General features: G+C 61.1%; 13 protein-coding genes. 11 read left to right on the forward strand and 2 right to left on the reverse strand.

The window, feature by feature from the left end; all coding sequences use genetic code 11:
• Positions 1-69 precede the first annotated feature (69 nt).
• Positions 70-282, forward strand: a complete 213-nt coding sequence (locus tag OZ411_RS03455) for a DUF1858 domain-containing protein (RefSeq protein ID WP_130224002.1) — start codon at positions 70-72, stop codon at positions 280-282.
• A 34-nt stretch (positions 283-316) separates the two neighbouring features.
• On the opposite strand, the gene OZ411_RS03460 is transcribed toward OZ411_RS03455, so the two are convergent.
• Positions 317-1,039 (reverse strand): Crp/Fnr family transcriptional regulator, encoded by a 723-nt coding sequence (locus OZ411_RS03460; protein ID WP_282526814.1) that lies wholly within the window; start codon positions 1,037-1,039, stop codon positions 317-319.
• Positions 1,040-1,228: 189 nt separating this feature from the next.
• Between OZ411_RS03460 and OZ411_RS03465 the strand changes: the two genes are divergently transcribed.
• Entirely contained in the window at positions 1,229-1,684 is a 456-nt protein-coding gene (locus tag OZ411_RS03465; RefSeq protein WP_282526815.1) for a pseudoazurin, read from the forward strand.
• A 343-nt stretch (positions 1,685-2,027) separates the two neighbouring features.
• On the opposite strand, the gene OZ411_RS03470 is transcribed toward OZ411_RS03465, so the two are convergent.
• Positions 2,028-2,159, reverse strand: a complete 132-nt coding sequence (locus OZ411_RS03470) for a hypothetical protein (RefSeq protein ID WP_282526816.1) — start codon at positions 2,157-2,159, stop codon at positions 2,028-2,030.
• Positions 2,160-2,447: 288 nt separating this feature from the next.
• Between OZ411_RS03470 and OZ411_RS03475 the strand changes: the two genes are divergently transcribed.
• The 9 genes from OZ411_RS03475 to OZ411_RS03515 all read left to right on the forward strand — a co-directional run bounded on the left by OZ411_RS03475 (position 2,448) and on the right by OZ411_RS03515 (position 12,803).
• Positions 2,448-3,836, forward strand: a complete 1,389-nt coding sequence (locus OZ411_RS03475) for a hypothetical protein (protein ID WP_349016973.1) — start codon at positions 2,448-2,450, stop codon at positions 3,834-3,836.
• 21 nt (positions 3,837-3,857) lie between these two features.
• Positions 3,858-4,364 (forward strand): DUF2249 domain-containing protein, encoded by a 507-nt coding sequence (locus OZ411_RS03480; RefSeq protein WP_282526817.1) that lies wholly within the window; start codon positions 3,858-3,860, stop codon positions 4,362-4,364.
• On the forward strand, positions 4,361-4,675 hold the full coding sequence (locus OZ411_RS03485; protein WP_282526818.1) for a metal-sulfur cluster assembly factor: 315 nt from the start codon (positions 4,361-4,363) through the stop codon (positions 4,673-4,675). The genes OZ411_RS03480 and OZ411_RS03485 overlap by 4 nt, the downstream gene beginning before the upstream one ends.
• A gap of 234 nt (positions 4,676-4,909) precedes the next feature.
• The gene (locus OZ411_RS03490; RefSeq protein ID WP_130577329.1) at positions 4,910-6,769 is read left to right on the forward strand and encodes a flagellar hook-basal body complex protein; all 1,860 of its coding nucleotides are present in this window, start codon (positions 4,910-4,912) and stop codon (positions 6,767-6,769) included.
• 42 nt (positions 6,770-6,811) lie between these two features.
• Positions 6,812-8,704, forward strand: a complete 1,893-nt coding sequence (gene flgK / locus OZ411_RS03495; RefSeq protein WP_282526819.1) for a flagellar hook-associated protein FlgK — start codon at positions 6,812-6,814, stop codon at positions 8,702-8,704.
• A 7-nt stretch (positions 8,705-8,711) separates the two neighbouring features.
• Positions 8,712-10,280, forward strand: coding sequence for a flagellar biosynthesis protein FlgL (locus OZ411_RS03500; protein WP_282526820.1), 1,569 nt, complete (start codon positions 8,712-8,714; stop codon positions 10,278-10,280).
• 267 nt (positions 10,281-10,547) lie between these two features.
• On the forward strand, positions 10,548-11,183 hold the full coding sequence (locus tag OZ411_RS03505; RefSeq protein ID WP_282526821.1) for an STN domain-containing protein: 636 nt from the start codon (positions 10,548-10,550) through the stop codon (positions 11,181-11,183).
• Positions 11,180-11,692 carry a sigma-70 family RNA polymerase sigma factor gene (locus tag OZ411_RS03510; protein WP_282526822.1) on the forward strand — a complete coding sequence of 171 codons (513 nt, stop codon included), beginning with the start codon at positions 11,180-11,182 and terminating at the stop codon, positions 11,690-11,692. The genes OZ411_RS03505 and OZ411_RS03510 overlap by 4 nt, the downstream gene beginning before the upstream one ends.
• Before the next feature lie 100 nt (positions 11,693-11,792).
• Complete coding sequence (locus OZ411_RS03515) at positions 11,793-12,803, forward strand: FecR domain-containing protein (protein WP_282526823.1); 1,011 nt, start codon at positions 11,793-11,795, stop codon at positions 12,801-12,803.
• Positions 12,804-12,853: the final 50 nt, after the last annotated feature.

Consider the following 12,853-nt stretch of genomic DNA (forward strand, 5'->3'; position numbering starts at 1 on the left):
CGAAGCGATCTGCTTGAGAATTTGCGGACGATCAAAGAGAACTGAAGGCCGACACGTTAAGGTAGCGACATGAAATCGAACGCAGTGCCTACCGCGGATATGATGGTTGACGACGTGATGCGTCGATGGCCGCTCGCGATAGGCGTCTTTCTCGACTTCCGGATGCTATGTGTCGGCTGTCCGATCGGCGCTTTCCACTCGATCGAAGAAGCATGCGGCGAACACGGCGTGGACACCGACGTCTTCGTGTCGAAGCTTATGGATACTGCGAGAGCGGCTTAGATCATGATCCGATTAGAAGGAATCGGATCATGCTCTAGGGCCCGCGCTTGTGTGCCTGAACAGCTTCTTCGCCTTCGGCAAGGTGATGCAGCCGATGCGTGTCGCGCAGAACGATGCGCTGCCTGCCGCCCTCGACCAGACCCTGCTGCTCCCACGCGCTGAGAATCCGGCTGACGGTATGCAGCGTCGTTCCGGTCATCTCGGCGACGTCCTGCCGGCTGATCGGGAAGTCGATCTCGACACCGGCATCGACTTTCTTTCCGGCCTGTTTGGCGAGGCGGAGCAGCGCGTGGGCGACGCGCTGCTCGACCTGCTCGCTCGACATTTCCATGACGCGCGCTTGGGTGTCCTGAAGACGGCTCCCCACGGTTTGGAGCGCGGTGCTGGCAAGGCTCGGGTATTTGACGATCAGGCGGTGCCAGGAAGACGAAGGCCAGGCGAGCGCGATGCTGTCCACGGCGGCGACGGCGGTTGCCGGATATTGCGTCAGGTTCATGGCCTGCGCGACGCCGAAGAGTTCGCCGGCCGAGACGTAGCGGACGACGGACTGCTGCCCCTGCGATGTCGTCTTCTCGACCCGAAGATGTCCGTGAAGCAAAAGGAAGAAGCGGTCCGCCTCGGCGCCCTGGTCGAACACCGCGGCCCCCTTCGGGTATCGAATCGAACGCGCCTCGCGCAGCAGTTCGTCCTGTTCGGTGGGCGTAAGCCCGGCGAACATCGGCAGGTTCGCGACCAGCGAGCGGTCGACTGCGGCCATGGATATCCTCGTTCCAACATGCGGCGGCGACTATCCGCGGCCGATGCAAGCCCCAACGGCTCGTCAGGGTTCTTAGTCCAGGATTCTACGATGAAGTTGAGCTGGCGCAACCTAGACCGGGCGAGGCGGGGATATCTGAGTTGCGGGAGCCCGGTGGACCTCGGGCGCAAGTTTCAGGAAGTGGAAAGCATGAGACAAATTGCGATGTTGGTTGGCGCCGCGGCGGCTCTAATCCTGGCCGGAAGCGCCCAGGCGGCGGAGGTGGAAGTCAAGCTCCTGAACAGGGGCGCCGAAGGTGTGATGGTGTTCGAGCCGGCCTTCGTGAAGATCGCACCCGGCGACGCCGTGAAGTTCCTGTCTACCGACAAGGGCCACAACGCCGAATCCATCAAGGGCATGCTTCCGGAAGGCGCAACGCCGTTCGTCGGCAAGAACGGCGAAGACGTCGCCGTCAAATTCGACAAGGAGGGTGTCTACGGCATCAAGTGTCTTCCCCACTACGGCATGGGCATGGTCGCGATGATCGTGGTCGGAACGCCCGGCAACGTCGATCAGGCCAAGGCAGTCCCACAGAGCGGCAAGGCAAAGCAGGTGTTCGCGACGCTCTTCGACAAACTCGAAGCCGGCAAGACCGCGTCCAAGTAACGGTCTACCGGCCTCAGCTTCGCCAGAGCGTGATGCGATCAGATCGCTTGGCATCCCCGATGGCAACTGCGCTCCCTCTCCTGCTTGCGGGGGAGGGCCGGGGTGGGGGTGTCTCCGCGATTCACGCTGTCCTTGCAAGCGGAGAGAGCCCCCACCCGGCGCTGGCGCGCCGACCTCCCCGCAAGCGGGAGAGGTAAAGCAGTCGCTGCGGATTTAATCAAATCGCATCAGGCTTTAGTAAGTCGAATGGCGGGAGCCAGCCGCCGTCTGGGGCAGCGCCACACATTGACAGCTATTCTATTGCCGAAAGCGACAGGCGCATTGATATAGCGCAAAGCCAGACCTATTGACGCACCTTCTCTTCGACCGGGCAGCAGGCAGCCTTGCTCTCGGGGAAAATCAGGATCGACGTTCCCTCCTCGAGCCTCCGGAGAATATCGTCGGTGATAGCCTCGAAAAGTTTGCGTTCGATCACGCGATCTCTTCGGCTTCGTCGTCGCAATCTTTCGAAAATCCGCATCGCGTCCTCCGTTCATGATGAACCCGATATTGCAGATTTGGGGCGGTTCGATCTTTGTCGGGGATCAAACAGCTAGAGCTTCGGTTCTGATGGAATCAGAACCGAAGCTCTAGATTCTTGTTTTGACGCGTTTTCTTCACGCGAACCGGTGTCCACTTCGCTCGAAAACGCTCTATGTGAAGGACACGGCAATTTGTGCTCCGACAAAGAGCCCTCGATCGTGACGACCTACGATTACCGTCATTGAAAGAGAAAGACGCCCGCGGCGACGATGCAGAGAGTTCTGAGATCACGATGATCGGCGCCAGCATATCACGATGGACGATGAGCTACTTCGCGATGGCGATCGCCTGGCTGTTCGTCGCGCTGGCGCTGATGGTGGCGGGCGTCGGCTTTCCCGCGGCCGATGTTGCAGCACCGGATACGCTCGTCCTCGCGCACGTGGTCTGCATCGGATGGCTCAGCCTCGCAATGTGCGGCGCGCTGTTCCAGTTCGTGCCTGTGCTCGTGGCGAAGCCGCTGTTCTCGGAGAAGTGGGCCTTGCCTGCTCTGGGTCTTCTGACCGCCGGTCTCGCCTCGCTGCTCGCGGGCTTCCTGGCATTGGGAGGTCGGCTGCCGGCCTGGCTCTGGCTGCTTCCGCTCGGCGCGGTCCTACTGATCGCTGGATTCGGGCTGATCGTCGTCGATCTCGGGCTGACCGCATGGTTGCGGCCGGTGGGGCCGGCCCGCTTCGTCCTCGTCGGGTTGGCCTCGCTCTGTGTCACCGTCGCCTTCGGCGCGGTGTTCGCGTTCGCACTCGTGGGGTGGGCGGGATCGACCGGGCAATCGCTTCTGGCCGGCGGCGTGCCACTGCACGCGATCGCCGGTCTTGGCGGCTGGCTGACGTTGACGGCGATGGGCGTCAGCTACCGGCTATTGTCCATGTTCATGCTCTCGCCTGACGTCGACGACCGGAAAAGCGGCACGACGTTGATGGCGGGCGCGCTCGCGATCGCCGTCACAGTGGTCGGCGGCGTCCTCGCGGTCGAGCTCTTTGCCGGAATGGACGTGGTGCTATCGATTGCCGCGGTCCTCGGCCTGGCGACTGCCGCTCTATACGGGCGCGACGTGTGCGCAATCTTCCGCGCGCGCAAGCGCCGCCAGCTCGAGCTCAATACGCGGATGGCGACGCTGTCCTTCGCGAGCCTGGCGGGGACGGCGCTTCTGGGTGCAGCGCTTGTCGTGACCGGCGACTTTGCCGCGCATGTGGGCGCGTTCGCCTTCCTCGCCGTCTTCGGCTGGCTGTCGGGCCTGGTCCTCGCCAAGCTCTACAAGATCGTAGCGTTCCTGACCTGGCTGGAGACCTATGGTCCCGTGATGGGACGAACCCCGACTCCCCGCGTTCAGGACCTCGTCGCGGAGCGGAGGGCATCGAAGTGGTTCGTGATCTACTACGCGGGCGTCTGGACCGGAACGCTGATGCTGCTGGTCGGCCAACCCTGGGGATTCCGAGCGGCCGCGATGGCGATGACGGCCGGAGTCATCGGCGTCGTTCGCGAAGTGATCCGGACGCGGCAGCTTGCGGATGTCGCGAATCCGCTGCGCCTTCCGGGCGGCGCCCGCGCGCCCCATCTGCTGTTCGCAAGGAACTAGAACGAAACGGAGGGAAGAAGCATGACCGAATACATCGACGTAGATGTTCGTCCGATCCTGCGTGCAGGCGGCGAACCGTTCTCGGTCATCATGGCCGCACTCGAACGCCTAGAGCCTGGGCAGGGGCTCCGCCTTTACGCCACGTTCAAGCCGATCCCGCTATTCGCCGTCATGGCAGACAGAGGGTTCGTGCATTCCGAGCGCGCGCTCGACGACGGCGAATGGGAAGTTCTGTTTACGCCGGTGGAGGCGACGGAGAACACGGCTGCTCCGAGCGGCACGCCGAGCTTCGACAATTGGCCGGAGCCCACTGTGACGCTCGACAATCGCGATCTCGATCCTCCTGAGCCCATGGTCCGGATCCTTGCAGCCGCCGAGAAACTAGGTCCCGGCGAGACTCTTTCCGCGCTGCTGCGCCGCGAGCCCGTCTTTCTGTTTCCGCAGCTCGAGAAGCGTGGATACCGCTGGCTCGGCGGGTTCACGCCTGATGGCGCGACCTACGAACTGACCGTGAGGGCTCCGTCATGACAAGCGAACTCGTCGACCGTATCAGGGACGCGCTGCGTGTCGTGATCGATCCCGAGCTCGGTCACAACATTGTCGATCTCGGCTTCGTCTATGACATCTCGGTCATCGGAGGCGCCGTCCGCATCACGATGACGGCGACCACCCCAGGATGCCCCGCGACCGGTTTCCTGCAAGAAGGCGTGACCAGCTGTGTCGCGGAGGTGCCGGGCGTCGACTCGGTCGATGTCGAGATGACGTTCGATCCGCCCTGGACTCCAGCACGTATCGATCCAGCCGTCCGCGCGGCGCTTGGCTTCGCCGCGGTCAACTGACCTCGGGACGACGACGTCCCCGGCAAGGCGACGTCGTATTCGCGACACGCGAACAGGTGGGCAAAAGTTGCTCGGTCCGGCAATTTTGATCCGGTCTTGCTGCTATCGCGAAGTCTCAACTATCTGATTTTATTGCATTTTTTCATTGGCAGGCGGCTTGCAACAATTCCAGCGGTTGCGGCCATGACACCTGAAGCATCCCGGCGGCCGCCCGGATCCATTGGAGATGATGTAATGGGTATCTTCGGCGCCCTTACCACGTCCGTTGCAGGACTGCGGGCAAACTCGTACGCGCTGGAAAACATTTCCGGTAACATCGCGAACTCGCAGACGACCGGCTTCAAGCGGATCGACACCAGCTTCCTTGACCTCATTCCCGACACCGGCACGAACGCGCAGCTTGCAGGCAGCGTGGTTGCGAACTCGCGCAGCACCAACACGCTTGCCGGCTCCGTTCAGTCGGCTTCGGTCTCCACCTACATGGCGATCAACGGCGACGGATTCTTCGCCGTGCAGAAGCCGGGCAGCATATCTGACAGCCAGCCGATATTCGACGGCGTCAACCGATACACAAGGCGCGGCGACTTTACGCTGGATAAAAACGGATATCTCGTTAACGGTGCCGGCTACTATCTCGAGGGCGTGAAGATTGATCCGACGACCGGAAATCCCGCCGGAAGTACGCCAGAAGTCCTGAGGTTCCAGAACGATTTCCTGCCGTCGCAGGCAACCACCAAGATCGACTATCGAGCCAATCTCGCCAGCTACCCGCTGACAACCAAGCACCAAACATCAGTGCCAGGCTCGGAATTGCTGAGGCCTGCCGATTTCATATCCAATCCACGAACCCTTGGAACGGCCGCGACGCCGTTTGCCAATACACCCGTGACCGGTAATGCGCGGAACAACCTCGAGACGATAGCGAAGCCCATTTCCGCAGCAACGTCGCTCGTGAGCGCGGCGGGCACGGATTCGCTCACGGCAGGCTTTGCCAGCGGTGACACGCTGGTGCTGAAGACCACCACGGGCGGTGTCACGACAACCAAGACGATCTCGTTCTATACCGGAGCCGCGCCCGCGCCTGTCGCCGGAACGACCTTTGTCGATCTCGCCACCGCGACGGTTGGAAGCCTTTTAACCACCATTGACGGTCTTACAGGCAATGTTTCGCCATCACCGGTGTCCAGCGTGTCGAGCACCGGCGCGATCACCTTGAATACGGGTACGGCAAACGACTTCAGCCTTGCCGCAGGTTCTTCCGCATCGGCTGTGGCAGCATTTCAAGCGCTGGGCTTCTCGGGCACCGTTGTCGGGATGCGTGCGGGCGGCGGGACAGCCGGTACCGGCGTCGTCATTGGCAGCGACAATCAAGCCTTCCTGGATGAGTCGATAAGCGGAGGCGCGAGGACCGTGTATGACGGCAACGGCGCTCCAGTCAGCCTGCAGTTCCGCTGGGCCAAGGTTGAATCGTCCACCATGGGGGGGACGGATACCTGGAATCTATTCTACCAGGTCAATTCCAACGCGACCGGAAACACCGTTGCCTGGCAGAACGTCGGAACGGACTTCAAGTTTGGTCCGAACGGGCAGATGCAGCCGGTGGTCAGTCAGATCACGCTGGCCGGGCTTACCGTGGATGGTACCAGCCTGGGTAACGTCACAATGGCATTTGGCACCGGCGGACTAACGTCGTTTGCGGACACCAATGGCAACGTGCAAGTGAACCAACTGCAACAGGACGGTTACGCCGCAGGTCAACTGCAAAGCGTGTCGGTCAGCGACGAGGGACGTGTTGTCGGCACCTACTCGAACGGCCGCACCATCGATCTCGCGGAGGTCTCTATTGCCACCTTCAACGGCGCCAACTTCCTGAAGCGTGTCGACGGCGGCGCTTTTGAAGTGACCAACGAATCCGGAGACGCGCTCTATGGAAAAGGCGGGAGTATTTCGGGCTCGTCGCTCGAATCTTCGAACACTGATATCGCTGACGAATTCACAAAATTGATCGTGACGCAGCAGGCCTATTCGGCGAACACCAAGGTGATCACGACAACGAACACGATGGTCCAGGATCTCCTGAACGTGATGCGGTAATTGACACCGGGCGCGCACGTAACCGCTTGAGAGTATCTTGTCATGAGTCTGAATGACGCCCTCGCCATCGCCATGTCCGGCCTCCGCGCCAACCAGGCGGCGATTTCGTTAGTCTCATCGAACGTCGCCAATGCGGAAACGCCCGGCTACGTTCGCAAGACGCTCGACCAGGTCACGTCCTATGCCGGTGCACATGGCAGCAACGTCGTCGTCGCCGGGATCAATCGTGAACTCGATCAATATATCCAGGCGCAGTTGCGCACGGAAACGTCGGGCGCGTCGTATGCCTCGCTTCGCTCAAACGTTCTGCAGCAACTGCAAAGCCTCTATGGAGACCCGGGTTCAATCGGAACGCTGGAGAGCGCATTTAACAACCTCACGACGGCGCTGCAGGCGCTCACCACCAGCGCTGACAGCCAGTCGGCCCGAATAGGCGTTCTCAACGCGGCGTCGACGCTCACGCAACAACTGAACTCGATGACGCAAGGTATTCAAACCTTGCGCGGCACCGCAGAGACCGGCATCAAGGACTCGGTCACGACGGCGAACAATCTGCTCAAGCAGATAGCGTCAATCAACAACCAATTGAAGGCTAATCCATCCGGCGGCACGTCTACCGATGCGTCGACCGCCGCATTGCTCGATCAACGTGACCAGTATGTGAATCAGCTGTCCGAGCTGATGGACATCCGTGTCACGACCAATGGCGCCAACCAGGTCACGGTTTTTACCGGCTCGGGCATCCAGCTCGTGGGTAACGAAGCCGCGACCCTGTCGTTCAATGCTCAGGCCACCGTTGGTGCAAATACGACTTGGAGCAGCGATCCCAATCAGAGCCAGCTTGGCTCCGTCATACTTGAGTTTCCGGGCAGTGGCGCGTCGATCGATCTCACGGCTACCGGTGCGATCAAATCGGGCAAGATCGCGGCTTATACCGAGCTGCGAGACAAGACGTTAGTCACTGCACAGAACCAGCTCGACCAGTTCGCTGCGTCGCTGTCGAGCGCGTTGTCCGATCAGACAACAGCGGGCACGCCGATAACGGGCTCGCCAGTCCCGGCCGGAACTCCTTCGGGGTTTGCGCTCGATGTCTCGGGCATGAAATCCGGCAACGTCATTCATCTCACTTATACTGATGCGGCGACCAATCAGCAGCGCCAAATCTCCCTCGTGCGGGTTGACGACCCCCGCGTGCTGCCGCTGTCGAATGATGTGACGGCGGACCCGAATGATCAGGTGATCGGGATCGATTTCTCCGGATCGTTCTCGTCGGTGCTCGATCAGCTCAACACGGCTCTGGGTGGCAACGTCACATTCAGCGGGACAAGCACATCGCTGAGCGTTCTGAGCAATCCCGCTTTCGCCCGGATCGATAGCGCCTCGGTTACGGTCACCAAGGGCACGAACGCCTTGAGCGATGGCAGCCCGCAGATCGATCTCTTCACTGACAGCGGTTCACCTTACAGCGGTGCGATCAGCGCGTCCGGATCTCAGATAACGGGTCTCGCGGGACGCCTGACGGTCAACAGTGCGCTGATCAATGATCCTGCCAAGCTCGTGACGTACGGGAGTTCGACGCCGGCAGGAGACACCACACGGCCCTCGTTCATCCTCAATCAGCTGAGCAACGCGACTTACACGTTTGGTGCGCAGAGCGGGGTTGGTAGTGCGAGCGCGCCGTTCAAGGGCACGCTGCTCAGCTTCATGCGACAGTTCACCAGTCAGCAGGGGGCAGATGCCGACGCTGCGAAGCAGCTTGCCGATGGTCAGAACGTCGTGCTCAGCACGCTCCAGCAGAAGATGTCAACGTCCTCGGGCGTGAACATGGATGAAGAGATGGCGCATCTCTTGTCGTTACAGAACGCTTATTCGGCAAACGCGCGCGTGATGTCGGCGGTCAACGACATGTACAAGACCCTGATGCAGGTATTCTGAGGCAGCCATGACAATATCCGGGGTTAGTCAACGCACATCCTATATCGGCTCGGGCATTCTCGATTTGCGCAGTCAGCTTGATACGCTGACGCAGCAGCTCGCGTCCGGCAAGATTTCCAATACTTACGCTGGACAGGGGAGTGGCCGCAGCCTTGCGATCGCGCTGCGCGCGCAGATCACAGGGATAGGAGCCTATTCCGATACTGCGACCAATCTGAACACGCGCATTGGTGTCGTCAACCTTTCACTGCAGCAACTGGTGAAGATCGGGTCGGAAGTGAAGGGCGCCGCCGTCAGCGCAAGCACGGATCTCGACGATGCGGGCCATACCTCCGGCCAGAAGACCGCATTGCTCGACTTCACCGATTCAGTCGACATGCTCAACGCGAAGTCAGGCGATCGCTATCTGTTTTCCGGCCGTGCTACCGATACCGCGCCCGTGGCGTCGGCCGATGAGATCATGAACGGTCGCGGCGCGCAGGTCGCCGGACTGAAGCAGGTCATCGCCGAGCGAAAGATCGCGGATCTCGGTGTCAATCAGAATGGGCGCGTCGGCAACGCCATCGGCACGCCGGCAACGTCGGTTGTTCTCACCGAGGAGGATGCAACACCGGCGCCTCCGCAGCAGGCGCAGCCGTTTGGGATCAAGCTCACCGGCGTATCCACAAATATAACGGGCGCTACCGTCACCCAGCCCGTCGACCTGCCCGCGACCGTTCCGCCGGCGCCGCCGGCAACGCCGGTGCAGAAGTCCATGTCGGTCGATCTTGGCGCGACCAATCCGAAGCCCGGCGACCAGGTCAAGTTCACCTTCACCATGCCGGACGGCACCAAAGAAGATATTGTCATGACGGCGTCGAACACCACGCCGCTCGCCGCCAACAGCTTCCTGATTGGGGCCGATCCCACCGCGACCGCGGCCAACCTGAACACGGCGCTCGGGACCTCGATGAAGAATCTGGCGAACGGTCCGATGGTGGCAGCGTCTGCGATGGAGGCCGGTGATAACTTTTTCGATCAACCTCCGCTGCGCGTCGGCACGACGCCGCTTGCCCCGGCCACGACGCTTGTGGCCGGCACTCCCGACAACACCGTGATTTGGTACAACGGCGAACAGAATACTGCTGCGAACGGTTCGGCGCGCGGATCGGCGGTAGCCCAGATCGATACATCCATCACGGTGCAATATGGCGCCAGAGCCGACGAACCCGCATTGCGTTCGCAACTGCAGACGGTGGCGGTATTCGCGGCTGTGACCACATCGGCGACGGACCCCTATGCCAATGCCCAGGTCACTGCGCTCAACCAGCGCGTCGCTAACAGTTTGGCAACGGTCCCGGGGACCCAGACGATTGAAGATATCCAGGCGGACTTCGCCGGCGCGCAGGGCTCGATCAAAGCGGCCACCGATCGGCAAGTTCAAACCAAGGCGATGGCGCAAACGATGCTGGATTCCATCGAAGGCATCAATGACGACGAAGTCGCGACCAAGATCCTGGCACTGCAGACGGCTCTGCAGGCGTCTTATCAAACGACATCGATGCTTTACCAGATGAGCCTGGTCAAATTCATCTAACTGCAGGCTTTCGGCAGGCCGGCGCGCGTGTCGTGAAACTGTAATATCGCGTCTTTAGTGTCGTGACATTCGCCGGCGTGGGGATGGATCTGCTGGCGTCCAACTTGAATCGTCAGCAGCCAGTGTCTTTCCGAAGCTTCTACTGCTGATCGGGCAGTGAAAATGCTTCAATCGGCCGATACGGCGGTTAGGTCACACCATAATTTGCAGCGTTGCTGGCTCAGTTATGTCGCCCCTTGGGCTATTGGACTTGCGCTGACCGGCATGATGCCGGCTGGACGACCGGTTCTGGCGCAGTCAGGGAGCGAGACAGTCATCGATTTTTCGATCCCGTCGCAGCCGCTCGCCTCGGCGCTCAGCCGCTATGGCGATGCCACGGGCAATGAGGCGCTTTACGAAGGCGGTCTCGCGGACGGGCGACTCTCGGCCGACGTGCAAGGGCGGTTGACGCCGACCGAAGCCTTGCAGCGCCTCCTGGCAGGGACCGGCCTGGTTGCCCGCTTCGTCGCCGAAGGCACCTTCGTCCTCGCGCCCGCGCCGCAGCACAAATCGAAGCAAGCGATGCCGGCTGCGCATCAACGCTATTATGCGCTTATCCAGGAGGATGTGCTCGACACCTTGTGCAGGCTGCACGAAGCGCGGCCTAATCACTACCGTCTTGTTACCGTGTTCTGGATTGCGCAAAGCGGCGCTGTTGAAGATCTCTTGCGCGTCGGCACGTCGGGAAGTGCGAGTACCGATCAACTGATCGATCAGACATTGCGCGGGCTGAAATTCAGAGAACCGCCGCCGGCCGATTTCGTACAGCCGGTTCGCCTGTTGTTCGTGCCGCAAGGCCCTGGTGTGAATCCTGGCTGCGCAACCGCAGACGCTCGCCTGCGCGCTCATGGAGCCGCGCCGTGACCGAGACCGCCTTGGCGATCATGCGTAGGCTGTTTATCGACGGCTATGACGATCTGAAAAAGCGACTGACCCTGCGCCTGGGCTCGGCCGACCTCGCTGGTGAGGCCATGCATGATACATGGTTGCGCCTGGCGCGGCTGGAGCCGGCCGGCGTTATCCAGCGTCCCGAGCATTATCTTTTTCGCGCCGCCTTGAATGCGGCCGATGATCGACGCCGCAGCGAGAAGCGCCACAGCCGCAACGTCGAGCTGGATGACGCTTTGGAGATTCCAGACGGGCAGCCGACGGCGGAGGAGGAGCTGATCGCCCGGTCGGAGCTTGCGGCATTCGAGACGATCATGGCAGAACTTCCGCCGCGTCGACGGGCGATTTTTCTGGCGGCGCGTGTCGGCAATGTCCCTCGCCAGGTCATTGCCGATCAGATGAGGATTTCGCGACGACTGGTTGCCAGAGAGCTGATGCTGGCGCACAAGCATTGTCTGTCGCGCTGGAAAGAGTTGATGGAATAGCGTTGCCGTTTCGGCCTCCCAGAACCGTCTTAGTATAGAGAACTATGAAGATTGCGAGCCGTACCCTCGGGCGTCGTGCGGAAAGAAGCGCGGTAGTGCGATGAGCAAAGAGCATGGCCAAGGGCCGGATCTTAGCCGCATCGAGCATGAAGCCGTCGGTTGGGTCCAAAAGGTCGCGTCTGGAGAAGCGACGCCGGAGGAATTGCAGGCGGCGCTGCGCTGGCGTACGCAGAGCTCGCTTCATACCAAGGCCTATGCGGACGCGGAACGCGTTTGGAGCAGGATGGGCGTGGTTGGCCGTGCGCAGCACGGCCGCGACATGGACTTTGTGGGTCCCCTGAAGGAGTTCGGGCAGCGCAAAGCGGCGCTGAACCGTCGTATGATGTTGGGTGGCGGCGCGGCCGTGATTGGTACGGCGGCCGTCTACGGCGTGATGAATCCGCCGCTTGGTCTGTGGCCATCGCTTTCGGAACTGCGGGCCGATTTTCGCACCGGCACCGGCCAACAACAGACGATCCGCTTCGTTGAGGCCGTTGCGATCGACCTGAATACACAGACAAGTCTTGCGATCCGTCCGGCGACCGCGCGGGAGGATTGCATCGAGTTGATTGCCGGAGAAGCATCGTTTGCGACGCAGGGTCGTCTGGCGCGGTCACTGGCCGTGTTTGCCGCAAATGGAAAGACGGTGAGTGATTCCGGCCGGTTTGATGTCCGCCACATTGCGACCAGCGATCATGCCGTGGTCAACGTGACTTGTTTCGAGGGCCAATTGCGGATCGAATTTCGCGATGATGTCGCTGAGCTTCGTCCGGGACAACGGGTCGGATATGACGGCGTCGGCTTGAGCGAGATCGGTACGGTCGATCTGGCGGTCGAATCGGAATGGCGGCGGGGCATTGTCGAGTTCCGCAGCACACCGCTTGCGGATGCGGTCGAGGAAATGAACCGATATCGGCCGGGCCGCATCATCCTCGTGAACCCTGCGCTCGGGCGAAGACTGCTCAGCGGCCGCTTCCGGATCGACCAGATGGAGCGGGTGTTGCTGCAGCTCGAGCACACTTTTCAGGCGAAGCTTCAACGCCTTCCAGGCGGAATCGTCCTGCTGAGCTGACCACTCCGCATTTTTTTAAGAATTTCTTCCCCCGACGTTGCTCAACCTGC

The organism is Bradyrhizobium sp. Arg237L (assembly GCF_029990105.1).
Taxonomy (GTDB): domain Bacteria; phylum Pseudomonadota; class Alphaproteobacteria; order Rhizobiales; family Xanthobacteraceae; genus Bradyrhizobium.